This window comes from Arthrobacter sp. D1-17 (assembly GCF_054130535.1).
Genome location: NZ_CP096382.1, coordinates 4,115,550 through 4,134,463 on the forward strand (window position 1 = coordinate 4,115,550; position 18,914 = coordinate 4,134,463).

Here is an 18,914-nt window from a genome sequence, read left to right on the forward strand (position 1 = left end):
GCCAGGGGCACAAAGGAGCCCTTGCAGTCCCGCAATGCCCCTGGGCTGCCCAGTCCCCAAGGCCCGCGGTGATGTGACCAGCCCCGCGGCAGATCCGCCCTGTCGGGTGCACCTGGTAAGGGGAGGCCACAGGTCCTGAGGCAAGGGGTTAAGGTAACGACGCCTGCTACTTGTGGCCCGATCAATCCGGTCCAGGGTTACGACGAACCAGACAACGGGCCACGATGAATCCCGGCCAAGCCCGTGCCGGGGCTCATAAGACCCGTTCCACAAGTGTTAGTGCCCTGAGGGCAGAGGTAGTGTGCTCCCTGCTGCCCAGAGACTGTATCCGTGGTTGCGGCCAATGGGTGACGGGGTTGAAAACGGAAATGACCCGGATCCGACAGCTTTCGTCGGATCCGGGTCATCACGGAAGTTTCATCTAGCGGGCAGCGGCTACCCCATCGAGCACGCCGGCGAACCAGGCTACAGCGGCTTCGCCCACCGGCTCCCAGGACGAGGCGTCGTAGCGGCCAATTTCTCCTACCCGCTCAGCCCCCAGCTCCGAGAGCTTGTCGTCGAGCTTCGTGGCGCCCTGTCCGTAGGTTTCCGTGTAGAACGTATCGCCAAGGCCGAACATGGCGTACCGTACGCCGGTCAGGTCGGGGCGGACGACGGAAAGGTCTGCGTAGAACGGCAGTGCCGTGTTGGGCAGGTCCCCTTCACCGTAGGTGGAGCACAGAAATACGTACATGGTGTCATGCTGCAGTTCAGAGATTGAGAACGCGGACAGGTCGTGCACGTGGACTTCCTGGCTGTCGTTCCTGATCGATTCAGCGAGGTCTTCGGCCGCAATCTCTGCATTGCCGGATTCCGTCCCGAAAAGAACTTGGATCTTCATCATTGTCTCCTGTTTGATGCCTGAGGTTAGTTGGTGCCGGGGGCGGCGGTTTGAACGAGTTTGTTGTGTGCGATGGCGACCATCTGTTCATGGCTGGGGATCTTTCGGCGGGACCGATCGGCAGCGGCGGCATCGGTCTCGGCGGCGTCCACGCGCTTCCACGCCGAATAATCCACAGCCTTGGCCCGGACCTCTTCGGGCAGGCCGGCGTATCCCGGCTTCGGCTGGTGCTGGAGCGAACCGACGCCAGCGACGATCTCTTCAGCTACGGCCTTTGCACAGGACCTGTTTTCGGCGATCGTTCCACGGGAACCGCGCTTGATCCAGCCTGTGCGGTACAGTCCGTAATCCAGCATCCCGCTTTCTAGGTTGGCCTTGAGGGCACCGAGACCGTGCCAGTCGCCGGCGTCGAAATCGAAACCAATGGCTGTAACGACAGAGTCTGTGTCCAGAAGTATGTTCGGCCGGTCATCATTGAGGGACCGCAGTTCCAGGTTCTGGACGTGCCCGTCCCCGTTGATGCTCACCGGGGCCCACCCAAAGTGCAAAGCCACCTCGACACGGGCCTCGTTTCCCGGATCGACGTGGAGGAGCTCCTCAATGGCTTTGGCCCTCGCGACGGCGGTACGCGGAGCGTCGTCCGCTACTTCAATCGGGTCTGCGCAGGAGAATTTCACGCCCTTTACGCGTCCGAGCTCAGCGAGCATGACGGGATCAGAGGGAGCGTGTGTGACGGTCGACCGGCAGATGAGGTCGATGTGGCTCACGGGAGCCTGAATGTATGCTGCCAGCACGTCGTCGTCGATGTCACTGTTGAGGAAGTCCTCGGGCCGCTTGATCAGCAGCCGCAGGATGTCGATGGAGACGTTGCCGCCGCCGATAATTGCCACGGATTCGCCGAACTTCGGGACCTCAGTCTGCTCAAGCGGGTGGGCGTTAAAGAGCCTCGTGATACGGCCAGCGCGATAGACCCCCGGAAGGTCCTCCCCCGGCACTCCGACGGCCCGGTCCTCGGCAAGGCCTGCAGCCAGCACGACAATGTGGTGGAGGCTGCGCAGTTCGTCCAGGGAGACGTCGGCGCCGACCTCAATGTTGCCGGCGAAGCGGACATTGTCGCGTTCAAACAACCGAGCAAACTGTGCCTGGATCGACTTGGTGCTTTGGTGGTCGGGGGCGACGCCGTAACGGACCAGGCCGAATGGAGAGGCAAGCCGGTCGTAGATCGTGATCTCCGCCTGTGGAAATGACCGCCGCAGGCTCTGGGCAAGGTAGCAGCCCGAAGGCCCGCTTCCGATGACCGCGATGGACAGAGGCGTATCCATCAGAAAGCTCCTCCGACGGAAAATGCCCTGGCAGCAGGGGCGCCAGGGGCGCCGAGGACGATGTTCAACGGTGCCAAGGGGGTGCCGACAGGATATTTGTCGAGGAACAGCTCAGCGCCGCGTTCGGTCAGGCGAAGGTCCAGCAGGATGTTGCCGGTTGCCCCTGGCTCAGTGGCTGCCGTTGCAAGCTCCAGCCGGGTCCCTGCGGGGGCGGAGTCATCCGCGATGTACAAGTGGACCGTGCCGCGGGCGACATGCAGGCTCGGGTCGGCGATGCGAAGCGAAAGAACACCCAGATAGGCGCGGAATTCAACCGAGCCGCCGAAGTGCAGGTTCTCGTGATCCCCCGAAGTGACGATTCTGGGGAAATGGTAGTAGCCATCGTCATCACGCGTGGCACCGCCTGAAAGCGTGACCGTGCCATCGCCGGTGCGGTTGCGGACGTAATCATCGAATGCCGGGTCAATGCGCCATTGCAAAGAGTGGGTACCGGCGGGGGCTCGCCTGAGCTTTTTCACGTCATCTCCTTCAGGATCAGCTGCGTTGGATCAAGCGTATACCGTATACGGAACACGGACAAGGCTTTCTGTGGTCAATCCTTGTCCTGCGGCGCTGCTTTTTGAATTATCGTGGGAGCGCGCCTGGCGTGGCGCGTGATCTGTGGAGGCCGGACAAACCACGGTCACCGTGGACGGCCAGCCATAAGAAACCGCCTGGTGGCAGCCCTGCTAACTTGCGGCGTGCAGCGAAGCCCTTTGCGGGTCCGTTCCGGCTGTTGCTGTGCTTGTTTCGGTGTCTGTTGCTGGAAGCGCCGGGGCGACCACTCGTTTGTCGAAGTTGGCTGCGAGCAGTTCCCCTGAATGGATGATGTGGGACGTCATTGCGGCGCGTGTTTTTGCCGTGTCTTTTGAACGTATTCCCTCAAGGACTTCCTCATGATCGGTCACGGTGGCCGCCGGCCATCCTGGAATCGACGAATAGAACTGCCGTGGTACGTAGCGTGTAATCAGGCTCAGTGCCCAGAGGATCTTCCGGGAGCCGGCCATGGTGTTGATCTGGCGATGGAAGGCGTGGTTTTTCTCTTCGAGGAGATCAAGGTCATTCCGGCGTGCGGCCGCGATCAGTTCGTGATGAAGTGCTTCCAGTTCCGCCAGCTCATCGGGTGTGGGGCCGTCTGCTGCTCTCGCTGCCAGTTCACCGGCTATGAGTGCCTGCACGTGGAAGAGGTCCCGGATGTCTTGTCCGGTGAGTGGTGCGACCTGAAAGCCCCGGCGCGGGAGCAGGTCCAGGAAGCCTTCCACCCGCAGTGCCTGCAGGGCCTCCCGGGCAGGGGTGGTCGAAATGCTCAGGGCTTGTCCGACCGTCTCGGGCCTGACGGTTGTCCCCGGCCTGAGTTCGCCTGACATGATGAGCCCTCGGACATAGGCGGCCGCTTCATCACTGAGCTGCCTGCGGCCACGGTCATCACTGCTGCGGTTACTCATTGGTGTCTTCTCCTGATGCTCCCGCTAAGAATAAAGTATTGCCGCCGGGTACCTTCCGGATCCGGCGGCAATGGGGGAATCAGCGCTCAGCAGCAGTAAGTGGCAGTCCCAGCTCGGCAAGAACCTGCTCGGTGTGCTCCCCCAACTCTGGCACCGATCCCATGGAGAATCCTGCCTCCCTGGAGGTGACCGGCGGGATCAGGCTGCGGACGCTACCGACAGAAGACTGCACATCCCGCCATCGGTTCCTTGCGGACAACTGCGGGTGGGCGGAGAATCCGTGCATGTCGCGCAGTTCAGCATTGGCGATGGATGCCGCGTCGAGCCGTTCAACGACCAGTTGAGTTGAAAGGGACCGCAGTACGTCGTTGATTTCGCTGTGGAGATCGTCACGGTTGTGAACCCTGGCGTCATTCCCCAGGAATCGTGACTCGTCGGCCAGTTCTGGTTTCTGGAGAATTTCCCGGCAAAACTTTTCCCATTCGCGCTCATTTTGGATGCCAAAGAAGACGGTCCCGTCGGCGGTGTCGAATGGCCCGTAGGGGGCGATGCTGGCATGCTGCGCCCCGCTGCGTGCAGGCGGAGCTCCGCCGTATTCGGCGAAGAAATAGGGTTGGCTGACCCACTCCCCCAGTGCCTCCAGCATCGAGATTTCCAGGACGTCGCCTTTGCCGGTTGAAGCCCTTTGCAGCAGGGAGGTGAGTATCCCTGAATAGGCGTACATTCCGGCGCAGATGTCGGCGATTGAGACCCCCACCTTGGCAGGGGAGTCTTCTGTTCCGGTAACGCTCAAGAGCCCCGATTCGCACTGGACGAGGAGGTCGTAGGCCTTCTTTTGCTCATACGGGCCGCCCTTCCCGTACCCGGAAACGGAGACGTGGATAAGCTTGGGATTGAGCGCCAGGGCGTCGTCCGGACCGAAGCCCAACCGTTCCACTGCGCCTGGGGCGAGGTTTTGGACCAGGACATCTGCCTTGGCCACAAGCTGCTTCAGGGCTTCGAGGCCGTGGGCGGATTTAAGATCCAGGACGATGCTCTCCTTACCCCGGTTCAGCCACACAAAGTAACTCGCCATGCCGTTGACTTTGCTGTCATAGCCGCGGGCGAAGTCTCCTGTGTCCCGCTCAATCTTGATGACCCTGGCCCCCAGATCCGCGAGTTGCCGGGTGGCAAACGGGGCGGCGACGGCCTGCTCCAGTGAGACAACCGTGATTCCTTCAAGAGGTAACCGGCCCATTTACTTCTCCTCTCGCGCTCGGGCGAGAATGCGTTGCGCCCGTTCGATGACAGGACGGTCGATCATTTGTCCCTCGATCTGGCTGGCCCCGCCGGCAGCAGAAACCACGGACTCGGCCCATTCGACTTCATCCGGGGCCGGCCGGAAGGCTTGGTTCACCACAGGGACCTGGGAGGGGTGGATGCACAGCTTGCCGCCGAATCCGAAACCTCGTGCAAGCTTTGCGGATGCCTGGACTTTGCCGGTTTCCTTGATGTGGATGGCCGGTGAGTCCAGGGGCGCAGGTATTCCGGCCGCCCGTGATGAGACCACCAGGGCGCTCCTGGCATGGTCCAAGAACCTGTCATCGCTTCCGGCATCGATGTCCAGGGCGTAGTCGATGGCGCCAAAGGACAGCCGGGTGACGCCGGATATGCCGGCGATCTCCGCCGCGCCGAGCACGCCAACAGCGCTCTCAATGAGGGGTACGACTGCCAGATCGAGCATGTCGCAACGGCTGGAGAGGTTTCTCAGGGCCATGCTGTCTTCGGCTTTGGGGATAACGAGCCCCAGCAGGCCGTGCCCGGGCTGCCGGGCGACGTTGAGAAGAGCAGCAATGTCGGCCTTGCTGCTCGCTGTTCCCAGTGGATTGATCCTGACCAATGCATGAAGGTCAGCGCGGTTCAGAGCATCGACAGCAGCAGCCAGCGCCTGCTCTTTATTCTCCGCTGCCACAGCATCCTCAAGATCGACTATGACGACGTCGGCACCTGAGCCTGCAGCCTTGGCGAAGCGTTCCGGCCGGTCGCCCGGGACGAACAGTGCCGTCACCGCTGCGGCAACCAGTTCCTGTCCCTGCGTTTCCAACAGCACATTCCCGGTACCGGTCACTGGAAATCCCCCTGGTCCGGCAATGATGATTCGTCCGGCCTGGCCGACTCGACGCTTGGCAAGTGGCCGTGGCGGTAGACCATGAAGGTCCGCCGATAGCTGATCACGATTTTTGCGTCCTGGTTGAACCCTTCGGTGGCCACAGTTACGAGGCCGAGGTTCGGGCGGGACTTGGACTCGCGGAGGGCGAGGACCTTGGACCGCGAGTAGATGGTGTCGCCCTCATAGACAGGGTTAGGCATCCGCACTTCATCCCATCCCATGTTCGCGAAGACGTTCATGGACAGGTCAATCGTGGACTGACCGGTCACCAGCGCGAGAGTAAACGTCGAATTCACCAAAGGCCGGCCAAACTCCGTACCCGCAGCGAAGTTGCGGTCCACGTGGGTCTTGGCCACGTTCTGCGTAACCAAGGTGAAGTTCTGGTTGTCAGCCTCTGTGACCGTCTTACCAAAAGGATGGTAGTAGATGTCACCGACCGAAAAATCTTCAAACAGGCGCCCAGTCCATCCCGGTACTACACGGGTTTGCCCCGTCGTAAGTTCTGACGTCATCGTCGTTCGTTCCTCTTCCATTGCGGATACCGTATACCGTATATTAGTCTCCAAGGGTCGGCGCGACAACTGTTTGTCCCGCGGACGCTGAGTAAGCCTCCCCTAGTCTCTTGGAGACGAGGGGGAGTCGATATGTCGGTGCGTCCGGCCGGAAGGCTTGGTGCGGCCGAGTACACAGCGAAGTTAAAGGCCAAGGCCGCCAATTTTCTTGGTCTAAATATATTTTATTTTGAGCGCTTGCTGGCTTCCGACGATGCCTAGCCACAAACCGAGGAGCACCCGTGACTGTCCATACTTCTGTTGACGAGCTGAGGGTAAAGACCCGTACTCTCTGCGCCCTGTTTCCTGACACGTACTGGCGCGAAACTGATCGCAACCGCCGTTACCCCCAGGAGTTCGTCGACCGACTGACCAAAGAAGGACTCCTTGCTGCGCTGATCCCTACTGAGTACGGCGGCCTGGGGGTGGGTCTTACCGAGGCAAGCGTAATCATGGAGGAAATCAACAAGTCCGGCGGCCATTCCGCCGCGTGCCACGCCCAGATGTACACCATGGGCGCGCTGCTTCGCCATGGCAACGAAGACCAGAAGAACGCCTACCTCCCGGCAATCGCTTCCGGCGACCTTCGTCTGCAGGCATTTTCAATAACAGAAGATGCAGCCGGCTCCGACACAACCAGCATCGAAACGGCGGCCGTTAAGGACGGGGACGACTACGTCATCACCGGCCACAAGAGCTGGACCAGCCGAATCGATGAATCAGACCTCGCATTCGTGCTCGCGCGGACGTCAAAGAAGGGCGACGAGGACCGGACACACGGACTCACGCTCTTCCTGGTGGACCTGCGTCAGGTACGTGCCGAACAGCCGGAGACCTTGGAAGTAGTTAAGGTCCGCACCATGTTCAATTACGCCACCAACCAGATCTTCTACAAAGGCATGCGCGTACCGCAGTCTGCCGTCATAGGCGAAGTAGGCAAGGGGTTCCGCTACGTCATCGACGGATGGAACGCCGAGCGAATTCTGCTGGCCTCCGAAGCAATCGGCGACGGGTACTGGTTCACAACGCGGGCAGTCGAATACGCCAACAACCGAACCGTTTTCGGCCGCCAGATCGGGGCTAACCAAGGCGTGCAATTCCCCATCACGGACGCCTACATGAAGGTCCGGGCCGCGGACATGATGCGATACGAAGCTGCACGGCTGTTCGACGCCGGAGAGCCCTGCGGGGCAGAAGCGAACATGGCAAAACACTTGGCCTCAGAAGCGAGCTGGGCTGCAGCGAACGCATGCCTGGACACACATGGCGGCTATGGCTTTGTGGATGAATACGACGTCGAACGCAAATTCCGGGAAACCCGCATGTTCCAGGTCGCACCAGTAAACAACAACATGATCAAGTCCTTTGTCGCTACCAAGGTCCTAGGTCTCCCCCGGTCCTACTGAGACAACAGGCCGGCTGTCACCAAGTCACGTAAGGAGACACGATATGGCGCGCAACGTACGCTCGCTATCTCTGGAGCGCACCGTGGTCCTGTTTTCGCCTACCTTCACCGTGGTGAACGCCGGCCAAAACGCCGTGCGTGCAATAGTCAGCGGCGCCAACAAGGTCGCGGTCCGAAAACGCGTACAAGCCTTGGCAGAAATGCTAGGCACGTACGACGTCCCGGGCCGCGGCCGTCTGGTGGCGACCAACGATTCGCTTCTTGTCGAGTTCGACCCCTCTCTGATCGAGGCTTCTGCTCTGAAGCGACTAATCCGGCTGGCCGACGCATCCGCTTCCCCGACTGATTCCATCTAGCACGAGCCGGTCACCTGCACCCCCTTCTTAACGCCGCCGAAAACATCAGTGACTCGATGCCTCGTCCGGTCGGCCAGGTAGCACAGCAGCTAATAGCGGGGATATCGCGGTCACCGCGCCGGCCTGCACCAGCACCTGCCCGGGGAAACCGGGTGAAAGGCCCCACCGACAGACCACTCGAAGGAAGAGCAATGACTGAACAGCCGGCATACAGTCCAGTGAACGAACTCGTACTTGCCCAGGGCAGCCTTACCGGAGTGACCTTTGAGCAACGCGTCGCGGCAGCGGCTGCAGGCGGATTCACCGCAATAGGCTTGTCCTTATACGAATACGATCGGCTCCGCGCGGCGGGCACCACTGACGAAGAAATGCTCTGCATCCTCGCCGTCTACGGCATCAGAGTCGCAGAACTGGACGGCTTGCACGGCTTTGCAGCCGCTAAAAATCAACCAGGGGTGAGAGTTGGCTCAAGCAAAGCGCAGGACGACCAAACGCTGGAGCGCCTACTGGACCTGGCTGATCTCTTCCACGCCCGGCTCCTGCAGGTATTCGGCACCTCACACACCGACAAGCTTGAAGATGATGCGGTCGAGAAATTCCAGGACATCTGCGACCAGGCAGCGCAACGCCGCCTGGAAGTCAGTCTAGAACCCAGAATCAACACAAACATCGCCTCCATCAGGACTGCAGCAATGATCGTCTCGCGCGCTCAGCGCAGGAATGCTGGGCTCTGCATCACCACCGGGCCACATTTCCGGGCGAAAAACGCAGCCGCGGACCTGCTTGCCGTTCCAGTCGATCTTGTATCGGCAATCCGGCTCTCACATGAAGTGACCGCACCGGGGGCTTTGGACTTTACCAGCAGCGCTGTAGAAGATGGTCGAGGCGCCGTCGAAGAGGATCTTGAGCTGGTTACGTTCCTGCAGACCATCGTTCAACACGGCGTAAGTGTGACTTTCAGTGAACGCCACCTCATACCGTCCGAACCAAACGGATCCCTTTGCCTTCTGTGCCCTACTTGAGGACAGGACAGCCTCCATCTGGAACCAGGCCATCCGAATTTGAGACTGCGTAGGCCACTTCCTGGAACATTCGTAGGCGGGGTCCAAGCTATATCTACCGAAACGTATGTCACCAATCTCGTAGCCTCATTCACAGCGTCGTTCATGTCCCCGAGGAGTAGGCCAGGTCGAACGCGCCTCCTGGCAGACCCAGTTCGGATCTCAGGAGACCTGCCCATTGTGGGGACGCCAGTTTTGCGTACACCCCAACCTGACGTCAGGCAGGTATCAGAAACCCCGTCAGAATAGGGTCTCATTCTGCTTTTTTGACCTTTGGCTAGAAAAGGTCTGAGATCCAACCCTTACACTCTGGTGCGATCAACTTTAGAAAAACGGGACCGCCCTACGATGCCGAGGAGCTCGGTGCCCGCTTAACTCAATCACAATCTGGGCTCGTCGGGCGCCGACGCCGATAAGCGTGCACACCGGCTTTCCGACGGCCTGGCCCAACATCGCCTGCGCGCATTGGCGGTCCCCAGCTTGGACGGCATCGGAGATCCGTGGTGCTGGGTTCGAAGCGTGGAGATCACGTCGCGGGCCATGAATCCATGACGTCCATCGCATCCTTGAGGTAGCCGAGGCCGGAGCCCCTCAGGGAGCTCATCATGGTCTCGCCACCACCGCGTTTCGGTGAGCGAGCTGAGCGCCATATGGAACCGGGCATCCAGCTCGTGGAAGGTCGCGCTGTCCATGTCCGGATCGTCCGTGGCGTGGAGCAGCTTGCGGCCTGCTCCAAATCTCGATCCCCTCCCGTCCGGGGCCGCTGCCAGGTGGACGGACCGGGCCTCGAGCAGGATGCGCGTCTTCAGGATGTCCTCAACCGGCAGCCGACTAGCGGCATGCAGCCGCAGTGCGGACGACAGACCGGCTGAGGGATCAGAGCTCACGATCGCTCCGGAGGTGGAGCCGGATCCCACGGAGCGGCGCAATACACCAATGACCTCCAGGACCCGAATGGCCACGCGTACTGAGGCGCGAGACATTCCGTGGATTTCCGCCAGTGTGCGTTCGCCCGGAATCCGGTCCGACTTCGGTCTTGGCTGAGAACGCTGCGAGCGCCGGACCAGCGGTCCGCGCTTCGGCAAACTCCCTCTTCCCAACCAAGAACCAACAGGGTCACTATGGGCACGTTAGGACAACGGCGACCCGACCCGGGCAAGAATAATTGTTGAACAATCTCTTGCAAAGATTGTTCAACAGTCTGTACAGTGACTGGAGACACCCGTTGTGACTCCAGTCACCCAGACCGTTTGGACGGACCCAATGGAAACCACGGAACCGCACATCCAAATCAAGGCAAGCACCGGCAGGCGCTCCGCCCTGCTCGGCGCCATGTTCCTCATGGCCACCAGCGCCATCGGCCCCGGGTTCATCACCCAGACAGCCGCCTTCACAGTCCAGCTGGGGGCAGCGTTCGCATTCGCCATCCTCGTCTCAATCCTTGTGGACATCGCAGTGCAGACCAACGTCTGGCGGGTCATCGGCATCTCCGGAATGCGTGCCCAAGAGCTCGGCAACCGCGTGCTTCCCGGGATCGGCTGGTTCCTCGCCGGACTGGTTTTCATCGGAGGCCTGGTGTTCAACGTCGGCAACATCGCCGGCACCGGCCTGGGCACCAATGCGATGATGGGCCTTGATCCCAAGATCGGCGGCGCCATCTCCGCCGTCATCGCCATCCTCATCTTCCTCAGCAAGAAGGCAGGCCTGGCGCTGGACAAGATCGTGGTGCTCCTGGGCGCGGTCATGATCCTCATGACCTTGTACGTGGCCATCGTCTCCGCACCTCCGCTCGGTGAAGCGCTGAAGAACACGGTCCTGCCGGAGGAAGTCGACTTCCTGGTGATCACCACCCTGATCGGCGGCACCATCGGCGGCTACATCACCTATGCCGGCGCCCACCGCATGCTGGATTCAGGTGCTACCGGCGTGCGCCACGTCAAGGAAATCACCCGCAGTTCCATCATCGGCATCATCATCACCGCCATCATGCGCGTCCTGCTCTTCCTCGCCATCCTGGGCGTCGTGGCGGGCGGCGTAACCCTCGCCCAAAACAACCTTGCGGCTTCCGCATTCCAAGCAGCTGCGGGGGAAATCGGCCTGCGCATCTTCGGGATCATCCTGTGGGCAGCCTCCATCACCTCCGTGATCGGCGCCGCATTCACGTCGGTGTCCTTCGTGACCACATCCACCACGCCGGAACGCAAGCGCAATCTCATCACGATCGCATTCATCGCGTTCTGCGCCGTCGCCTACCTCCTGATCGGCCAGCCGCCCCAGCAACTGCTGATTTTCGCCGGCGCGTTCAATGGACTCATCCTCCCCGTGGGGTTTGCCGTCGTGCTGTGGGTTGCCTGGCGCCGCCGCGACCTCCTGCACGGCTACGCCTACCCGAAGTCACTGCTGATCATCGGGGCCCTGGCCTGGCTGCTGACCCTGTTCCTCGGCTGGAACTCCCTCACCGGCCTGTCCAAGCTCTGGGTTTAGCCGGACCGGCAACCGTTAGCCGAAGGAGGCCCGATATGACCGTCCCCGCAAACCGCGCAACTGCCACAGCAGCAACAGTTCTTCCCGAAAACCCTGCAGCACTTTCCCCGGCCGAGGCCCGCGCCCTCTTCCGCGCAGGACTGGTGGCGCCCACCTCCGGGTGGAGCGCCGGCTACGCGCAGGGCAACTTGATCATCGTGCCGAAGGCACAGGCTTACGACGTGCTGCTGTTCGCGCAGCGGAACCCCAAGCCGTGCCCCATCCTCGGCGTGCTCGACGCCGGTGAAACCAGCGGCGTGCTGCTCGCCGGCGGCGACGTTCGAACCGACGTGCCCAAGTACGCCGTGTACGAGAACGGTGTAAAGGTGGATGAACCCACGGACATCAGCGGCTATTGGCGCGACGACCTGGTCACCTTCATCGTCGGCTGCAGCTTCACCTTCGAGGCGGCGCTGCAGGAAGGGGGCATCCACATCGCCCACATCGATCAGGGCGTGAACGTGCCGATGTACCGCACCTCCGTCCGCTGCGAACCGGCCGGCGCCATGGCCGGGCCGCTGGTGGTCTCGATGCGGCCTGTCCCGGCGTCGCAGGTGGCGGACGCGGTCCGCATCACCTCCCGCTACCCGGCGGTTCATGGTGCGCCTGTCCATATCGGCAACCCGTCCGAGCTGGGCATTTCGGACCTGTCCCGCCCTGATTTCGGCGACCCTGTTCACGTCCCGGACGGGCACATTCCCGTGTTTTGGGCCTGCGGCGTAACGCCGCAGGCCGCCGTGATGGAGTCCCGGCCCGCCTTGGCCATCGGCCACGCGCCGGGCCATATGCTGGTTACTGATGCCCGGGACAGCTCCTACCTCGTGCCCTAGCTTGATCAGCCAGCGGCCAAGGGCCAGCTCCTCGGTCCTGTCCAACTCACTGGCAGTAGGTGTCGTTTTGAAGGCTCACAACGGCACCTACTGCTACCTAGTTGGGATGCGTAGGTTCGTTGCCAGTGTTTGAACCGTCCCGTACGGTGTCGCTTGGATCCTCCATGGGCACGGCCCCGATGTGCACCAGCAGCTCATGCTCGGCGGTGTCGAGATAGCGGCGGAGCTCTTCGGCGGCCTCGAGGCGCTGCCCGGCGCGGATCTGCTCCACCAGGGCGGCGTTGCGCTCCACGTAGTGGCTGTGGAAGTCCGGAGTGGTGGCCATGGCATGGAACACCAGGCGCATCTCGGCCAGCACTTTGTCCATCAATTCCTGCAGGGAGCCGCTGCCGGACAGGGCAACCAGGGCCTTATGCAGCTCCTGGTTGGCGTCAGCCATGCGCTGCACCGAACCTGCGGCCTTGGCATCGCGGGCCTTGGCAATGATGGCTTCAAAGTTCTCAAGGGCTCGGTCAGGAATGTCTCCCCAGAGCACGGCTGCGGGCTCAATCAGCCGCCGGACGCGGTAAATCTCCCGCACGTCCTCTGCTCCGGGCGCGGCTACGTAGACACCCCGGTTGGGTATGCGCTGCACCACGGACTCGCCCGCGAGCACGGTAAAAGCTTCACGCAGGGTGTTTCGGGAGACGCCCAGCGCCTCGGACAGCTTCTGCTCGGAGAGTTTGGTTCCGGGCGGAAGCTGTCCGGCCGAGATGCGGGACCGGAGCACGCCGGCAACCCACGCCCCGGTGTGGGCGTGGGTTGCCTGGCCGCCGTCGGCGATCCCTTGTAGTGCTGCGTTCATGGGCATCGTTCCAATCTATCGAAAGATCAGCCCCTGCCAGGCGCTGCCAGCCCTTACCGCTGCCGGCCCTACCCGATGCTGGCCAGGACCTCACCGCGTCCGACGGCGTTACCGGGCTCCTGCTGTCCGCGCGTCAGAACGCCGGCACGGTGGGCGGTAACCACTGTCTCCATTTTCATCGCCTCAAGCACAGCCACCGGCTGGCCGGCCTCGACGGTGTCCCCGGTCTTGGCGACCCACTTCACAAGCGAGCCCGCCATCGGCGAGGCAAGTTCGGCGTCGTCCTCTTCCTCGTCCCCGGCGGCGTGGTGGCCGGATGTGCCGCCGCCCCCGCTGAGGAGGGCTTCGTAGAGCCTGGACGGCAGCCCGAGCTGCACGGCCTTGCCGTCCAGCTCCACGGTGAAGGTCTTCCGGGCGGCACCCGGCTGGGTGCGGGCAATCTCCGGAGAGGCGGCCAGCTGCTCGGCGAAGTCATTCTCAATCCACGTCGTGTGAACGCCGAGGCCCTCCTCGGCCGTGAATGCCGGGTGGCGCACCACTGCACGGTGGAACGGCAGGACAGTCGGCAGCCCCTCGATCCGCATTTCCGTAAGTGCTGCCGCGGCACGGCGGAGGGCCTGCGGACGGTCCTCGCCGTGGACGATCAGCTTGGCCAGGAGGGAATCGTACTCTCCCGGAACCACGGAACCGGACCGGACGCCGGAGTCCACGCGGATACCGGCGCCGGTGGGGGGCTCAAAGACCGCAACGGTCCCCGGGCCTGGCAGGAAGCCGCGGGCCGGGTCCTCGGCATTGAGCCGGAACTCGATCGCGTGCCCCCGGGGCTGGGGGTCCGACGTCAGCTCCAGCGCCTGGCCGGCGGCGATCCGGAACTGCTCGCGGACCAGGTCCACGCCCGAGGTTTCCTCGGTCACCGGATGCTCCACCTGCAGGCGGGTGTTGACCTCCAGGAAGGAGATGATCCCGTCCTTGCCGACGAGGAACTCGACGGTTCCGGCCCCGTGGTAGTCCGCCTCCCGGCAGATGGCCTTGGCGGATTCGTGGATCAGGGAACGCTGCTCCGGCGTGAGGAACGGCGCTGGAGCTTCCTCGACGAGCTTCTGGTTGCGCCGCTGGAGCGAACAGTCGCGGGTTCCCATCACCACCACGTTCCCGTGGGTGTCCGCCAAGACCTGGGCTTCCACGTGCCGCGGCTGGTCCAGGAACCGCTCCACGAAGCACTCGCCGCGGCCGAATGCCACGGTGGACTCCCGGACCGCCGATTCGAACGCGTCTTCCACGTCCTCCATGCGCCGGGCCACCTTCAGTCCGCGCCCGCCACCGCCGAATGCCGCCTTGATGGCAACCGGGAGGCCGTAGTCGCGCGCGAACGCCAGCACTTCCTCGGCGTTCGCCACCGGGCCATCGCTGCCGGGTACCAGCGGGGCCCCTGCCCGGACGGCGATCTCGCGGGCGGTCACCTTGTTGCCGAGATCCCGAATGGACTGGGCGGAAGGGCCGATCCAGGTCAGGCCGGCGGTGACGACCGCCTCGGCGAAGTCAGCGTTTTCGGAGAGAAATCCGTAGCCGGGGTGTACGGCGTCGGCGCCTGAGCGGCGGGCCACGCCCAACAGCTTCGCGATGTCGAGATAGGTCTCGGCGCTGGAGCTCCCGCCGAGGGCGTACGCCTCGTCCGCGAGCCGCACGTGCAGGGAACCGGCGTCGGGATCGGAGTAGACGGCGACCGACTGCAGCCCCGCATCGGAGCAGGCCCGGGCAATCCGCACCGCGATCTCACCGCGGTTGGCAATCAGGACTTTTTTCATGGCTGGGTTCCTTCGGACGCGGTGCTCACGGCAAATTCAGGGGAAGTGTGGTCAATCGGTGCCAAGGTGTGGGGGTCCACGATGGAGAACCGCACGTGCTGCCCCGGAGGCAGCTGCGCCGCCACCGGGAGGTCCTCCGGCACGACGACGGCGATCACCGGGTATCCGCCGGTCACCGGGTGGTCGGCGAGGAACAGCACCGGTTGTCCGTTTGGCGGCACCTGCAGTGCCCCGGCGACAGTACCCTCGCTGGGCAGCTCCCCTTCGCGGGTGCGTTCCAGGGCGCGGCCCTTCTCGGCGGAACCTGCTCCCGGTGGTGCGAGCCGGACGCCGATGCGGTTGGACTGTTCGGTGACAAGCCACGGCTGGCTGGCCAGGATATCGATGGCATCGCGGCCGAACCAGTCATCCCGCGGTCCCAGTGTCACCCGCAGGACGGGCGAGGCGCCATGGTTCGGCATGGCTTCCTCGGGAATCCCTACCGGCCGCACCCCTGTCACCGCGCCGACGGGCAGGAACGTTCCCGGCGCCAGCGGGGCGGGTCCGATTCCGGACATCGAATCGCTGGACCTGCTGCCGAGTACGGGCGGCACATCGAGCCCGCCGCGCAGGCCCACATAGTTTCGGAGCCCGGCCGACGGCGCATCGATGGTGAGGGTCTCGCCGTCGAGCAGGGCAAAGGGCGCGTGCAGGGCCGGACGGCGCAGGAGCGCCCGGAAGGAGTTCCGGATTTCAAGGCCCGCCGGCGCACCGGATACGGCGAGCACCTGGTCGCCCCGGGCACGCACGGACAGCCCGCCCAGGAGATTTTCGACGACGGCTGCCCCCGGCTCGTTGCCCACGAGCCGGTTCGCCTGGCGTGCCGAACGCTGGTCGGCAGCACCGGAAGGGGACACTCCGAGGTCTCCGAGGCCGGGGCGGCCCAAGTCCTGCACCAGGGACTGGAGACCGGGTGCCTCGATGATCAGGCCCGGCCCGGCGGGTTCGTCAGCCGTTTGCGCCGCGTTTGCGGCGCCGGATTCTGTGCCCGCGTGCTCCGCTGCTGTGCCTGCCAGCACAGCCACGGACTCCCGGACAGCGACATAGCGGACGGTGTCGCCGGGCCGCACGAGCGCCGGGGATTCCCGGTCAAGGTCCCACATCACGGCGCTGGTGTGGCCCAGGAGCTGCCAGCCGCCGGGCGACTGCCGCGGGTACACGGCGGAGAAGGCCCCGCCCAGCGCCACGGATCCCGCAGGGACAGCCGTCCGGGGTGAGCTGCGGCGCGGCACGTTCAGGGAGTCGTTCTCCCCCACCAGGTACGTGAATCCGGGGGCAAAGCCGCCGAAGGCACCTGTCCATACCTGGCCCGTGTGCGCGTCAATGACGCCGCCGGCACCCAGGCCGGTGAGCCGGCCCACTTCAGCGAGGTCTTCGCCGTCGTACACCACCTCGATGGTGACTTCATTGCCGGCGTCCTGAACCCTCTGGTTGAGGTCAAGGTGCCGGATGAGATCCCGCGCGGCTGCTGTGTGGAACCGGGAGGCGAATTTAACGAGGACGGTGGCGGCACCGGCGACGGCGTCGAGCTGCCCGGGAAGGGGTTCCGCCTGCAGCCGGTGGTGCAGGGCCAGCACGGAACCGAGGTCGCTCATCTCCACGAGCACGGCACGGGGACCGGCCCAGCGGAGGCCGGTGACGCTCACGCGAAGCTCCGCACAGTGACTCCGGCATCCTCGAGCCCGGCACGCACGGCGCTGGCCATGGCCACAGCCCCCGGCGTATCGCCGTGCACACAGATGCTGTCCGGCCGGACGTTCACCACCGACCCGTCACGGGCGATGATCTTTCCCTCGGTGGCTAGCCGGACCATGTTCTCGGTGATGGCCTTGTGGTCGTGCAGCACGGCCCCCTCCTCGCGGCGGGACACCAGCGTTCCGTCCGGGTTGTACGCGCGATCTGCGAACGCTTCAGACAACGCGCGCAGTCCCCGGGCCTCGGCCTTCTTCAGGGCCACGGATCCGGGAAGGAGCAGCAGTGGCAGGTCCGGGCTGAACGCGGATACGGCATCCACGACGGCCTGGGCGTGGACCTCGTGGTGCACGATCGTGTTGTAGAGGGCGCCGTGGGGTTTGACGTACTTGACCTCGGCGCCGGCCCTGCGGGCGAGTGCCTGCAGTGCGCCGAGCTGGTACAGGACGTCGTCGGCCAGTTCGGTCGCGGAGCAGTCGAGGAAGCGGCGCCCGAACCCGGCGAGGTCCCGGTATCCCACGTGCGCTCCAATAGTCACCCCGGCGGCCACCGCATCGCGGCACGTGCGGGCGATGGTGCTCGGGTCCCCTGCATGGAAGCCGCAGGCCACATTGGCGCTGGTGACGTGGCGGAAGACAGCAGCGTCGTCCCCCATGGTCCAGTTGCCGAATGATTCGCCGACGTCGCTGTTCAGATCGATGAAAGGCATGTGACCCCCGTCTCAGGTTGGATTATTCAACCATCATGCCTTACAAGGAAGGATTGTTCAACAATTTTTTGGTCTGCGCCGGGGAGGAACTACTTCTGGCAGACGAAGGGTAGGGCGGCATCCTGCGGACTGCCGCCCCGCCCCCGTGGTGGAACTAGTTCGTGACCAGTGACGCGCGCAGCGCGGCGTCGGCATCACGCAGCACCTTCGACGCCACTTCCAGGCCTTCGATCCGTCCCAGCGACACATCTTCGTGTTCGATGTTGACCAGCATCTCCGGGTCCACTTCGTGGAGTGCACGCAGGAACTCGGTCCAGTAGGACGTGTCATGGCCGCGGCCCAGCGCAACGAAGTCCCAGGCAGCATTCTTGGGCCACTCATTCGCCCACTCATCGCCGCCGAGGTTGGTGCGGGTCTCGTCGGGGGAAAGCCGGCGGAAGCGGTTGTCCAGCACGCCATACAGGGCTGCCGTTTCCTGATTGACTCGGACGTCCTTGGCAGCAGCCTGGAAGACCAGCGGACCGAGCTCGCGGACCACCGCGACCGGATCCATCTGCTGCCAGAACAGGTGCGAGGCGTCCAGCTCGACGCCGATGTGGGTGGCGCGGGTCAGCTCAATCAGCTTGTAGACGTCAGCGGTATTGAACACCAGGTTCTGCGGATGGAGTTCCAGGGCGACTTTCACGTCGAGCTCACGTGCCAACTGGTCCGTCTCCTTCCAGAACTCCGCAGCGATCTCCCACTGGTAGTCCAGAACGTCGAGGGCTCCCGAGTTCCAGGCGTTGACCACCCAGTTCGTCCGGGTGGCCCCGGGCTCACCCCCGGGAAGGCCGGACATGGTGACTACCCGGTTCTGCCCCAGGCGGTGCGCCAGGCGGATCGACCTGCGCACGTCTTCGGCGTGCTTGTCGCCAATCTTGCGGTTGGGGTGCAGGGGGTTTCCGTTGCAGTTCAGCCCGGCGATGGAGACGCCGGTTCCCTCGAAGATCGCCAGGTAGTCGTCACGAGCGGCATCGCTGGTGAGGATCTCATCCATGTTCGGCACGTGAACCGGGGGAAGGAATCCGCCGGTGTTAATCTCGATGCCGGTCAGTCCCAGATTGGCGATGACTTTGAGGGCCTCGGGCAGCGGACGGTCGTGCAGGATTGCGTTATAGACGCCAAGTTTCATGTTTTCTCCTTTAAACCGGGTGGATGGCGCGCAAATCGGGCGGATGGCGCGGCAGATACGTAGGTCAGAGCGCCGGAGTCTCGGGCATGTACT

17 protein-coding genes are annotated in these 18,914 nt (G+C 63.5%); 5 read left to right on the plus strand and 12 right to left on the minus strand.

The genetic code is table 11. From position 1 onward, the window contains the following. Positions 1 to 421: 421 nt before the first annotated feature. From M1E01_RS19010 to M1E01_RS19040, 7 genes are all read right to left on the minus strand, one after another. Positions 422 to 883 (minus strand): flavodoxin domain-containing protein, encoded by a 462-nt coding sequence (locus M1E01_RS19010; protein WP_457973067.1) that lies wholly within the window; start codon positions 881 to 883, stop codon positions 422 to 424. Positions 884 to 906: 23 nt separating this feature from the next. Further along, the gene (locus tag M1E01_RS19015) at positions 907 to 2,202 is read right to left on the minus strand and encodes an FAD-dependent oxidoreductase (protein ID WP_457973068.1); all 1,296 of its coding nucleotides are present in this window, start codon (positions 2,200 to 2,202) and stop codon (positions 907 to 909) included. Continuing rightward, positions 2,202 to 2,720: an HtaA domain-containing protein gene (locus M1E01_RS19020; RefSeq protein ID WP_457973069.1), complete on the minus strand. Its 519-nt coding sequence runs from the start codon at positions 2,718 to 2,720 to the stop codon at positions 2,202 to 2,204. Before M1E01_RS19020 ends, M1E01_RS19015 begins: the two co-directional genes overlap by 1 nt. Positions 2,721 to 2,930: 210 nt before the next feature. Then, positions 2,931 to 3,686, minus strand: coding sequence for a GntR family transcriptional regulator (locus M1E01_RS19025; RefSeq protein WP_457973070.1), 756 nt, complete (start codon positions 3,684 to 3,686; stop codon positions 2,931 to 2,933). A gap of 79 nt (positions 3,687 to 3,765) precedes the next feature. Beyond that, positions 3,766 to 4,923, minus strand: a complete 1,158-nt coding sequence (locus tag M1E01_RS19030; RefSeq protein WP_457973071.1) for a CaiB/BaiF CoA transferase family protein — start codon at positions 4,921 to 4,923, stop codon at positions 3,766 to 3,768. After that, the gene (locus M1E01_RS19035) at positions 4,924 to 5,769 is read right to left on the minus strand and encodes an HpcH/HpaI aldolase/citrate lyase family protein (RefSeq protein WP_457973072.1); all 846 of its coding nucleotides are present in this window, start codon (positions 5,767 to 5,769) and stop codon (positions 4,924 to 4,926) included. 20 nt (positions 5,770 to 5,789) lie between these two features. After that, positions 5,790 to 6,347 (minus strand): MaoC family dehydratase, encoded by a 558-nt coding sequence (locus M1E01_RS19040; RefSeq protein ID WP_457973073.1) that lies wholly within the window; start codon positions 6,345 to 6,347, stop codon positions 5,790 to 5,792. Between the two features lie 281 nt (positions 6,348 to 6,628). Between M1E01_RS19040 and M1E01_RS19045 the strand changes: the two genes are divergently transcribed. The 5 genes from M1E01_RS19045 to M1E01_RS19065 all read left to right on the plus strand — a co-directional run bounded on the left by M1E01_RS19045 (position 6,629) and on the right by M1E01_RS19065 (position 12,561). Continuing rightward, positions 6,629 to 7,792, plus strand: a complete 1,164-nt coding sequence (locus M1E01_RS19045; RefSeq protein ID WP_457973074.1) for an acyl-CoA dehydrogenase family protein — start codon at positions 6,629 to 6,631, stop codon at positions 7,790 to 7,792. Positions 7,793 to 7,835: 43 nt separating this feature from the next. Then, positions 7,836 to 8,147 carry a hypothetical protein gene (locus tag M1E01_RS19050; protein ID WP_457973075.1) on the plus strand — a complete coding sequence of 104 codons (312 nt, stop codon included), beginning with the start codon at positions 7,836 to 7,838 and terminating at the stop codon, positions 8,145 to 8,147. A 191-nt stretch (positions 8,148 to 8,338) separates the two neighbouring features. Further along, the gene (locus M1E01_RS19055) at positions 8,339 to 9,169 is read left to right on the plus strand and encodes a hypothetical protein (RefSeq protein ID WP_457973076.1); all 831 of its coding nucleotides are present in this window, start codon (positions 8,339 to 8,341) and stop codon (positions 9,167 to 9,169) included. Between the two features lie 1,302 nt (positions 9,170 to 10,471). Further along, positions 10,472 to 11,692, plus strand: coding sequence for an NRAMP family divalent metal transporter (locus tag M1E01_RS19060; RefSeq protein WP_457973077.1), 1,221 nt, complete (start codon positions 10,472 to 10,474; stop codon positions 11,690 to 11,692). A gap of 35 nt (positions 11,693 to 11,727) precedes the next feature. Then, positions 11,728 to 12,561 (plus strand): putative hydro-lyase, encoded by an 834-nt coding sequence (locus M1E01_RS19065; RefSeq protein ID WP_457973078.1) that lies wholly within the window; start codon positions 11,728 to 11,730, stop codon positions 12,559 to 12,561. Between the two features lie 97 nt (positions 12,562 to 12,658). Here M1E01_RS19065 and M1E01_RS19070 read toward each other — a convergent pair whose 3' ends face one another. The 5 genes from M1E01_RS19070 to M1E01_RS19090 all read right to left on the minus strand — a co-directional run bounded on the left by M1E01_RS19070 (position 12,659) and on the right by M1E01_RS19090 (position 18,821). Next, a complete protein-coding gene (locus tag M1E01_RS19070) occupies positions 12,659 to 13,405 on the minus strand; it encodes a GntR family transcriptional regulator (RefSeq protein ID WP_457973079.1) in 747 nt (248 codons plus the stop codon). A gap of 68 nt (positions 13,406 to 13,473) precedes the next feature. Continuing rightward, positions 13,474 to 15,210, minus strand: a complete 1,737-nt coding sequence (locus tag M1E01_RS19075) for an acetyl/propionyl/methylcrotonyl-CoA carboxylase subunit alpha (RefSeq protein WP_457973080.1) — start codon at positions 15,208 to 15,210, stop codon at positions 13,474 to 13,476. Beyond that, the gene (locus M1E01_RS19080; RefSeq protein WP_457973081.1) at positions 15,207 to 16,895 is read right to left on the minus strand and encodes a 5-oxoprolinase subunit B/C family protein; all 1,689 of its coding nucleotides are present in this window, start codon (positions 16,893 to 16,895) and stop codon (positions 15,207 to 15,209) included. The genes M1E01_RS19075 and M1E01_RS19080 overlap by 4 nt, the downstream gene beginning before the upstream one ends. Beyond that, positions 16,892 to 17,650, minus strand: coding sequence for a LamB/YcsF family protein (locus M1E01_RS19085; protein WP_457973082.1), 759 nt, complete (start codon positions 17,648 to 17,650; stop codon positions 16,892 to 16,894). Before M1E01_RS19085 ends, M1E01_RS19080 begins: the two co-directional genes overlap by 4 nt. Before the next feature lie 154 nt (positions 17,651 to 17,804). Further along, positions 17,805 to 18,821, minus strand: a complete 1,017-nt coding sequence (locus M1E01_RS19090) for a sugar phosphate isomerase/epimerase family protein (protein WP_457973083.1) — start codon at positions 18,819 to 18,821, stop codon at positions 17,805 to 17,807. Positions 18,822 to 18,914 lie beyond the last annotated feature (93 nt).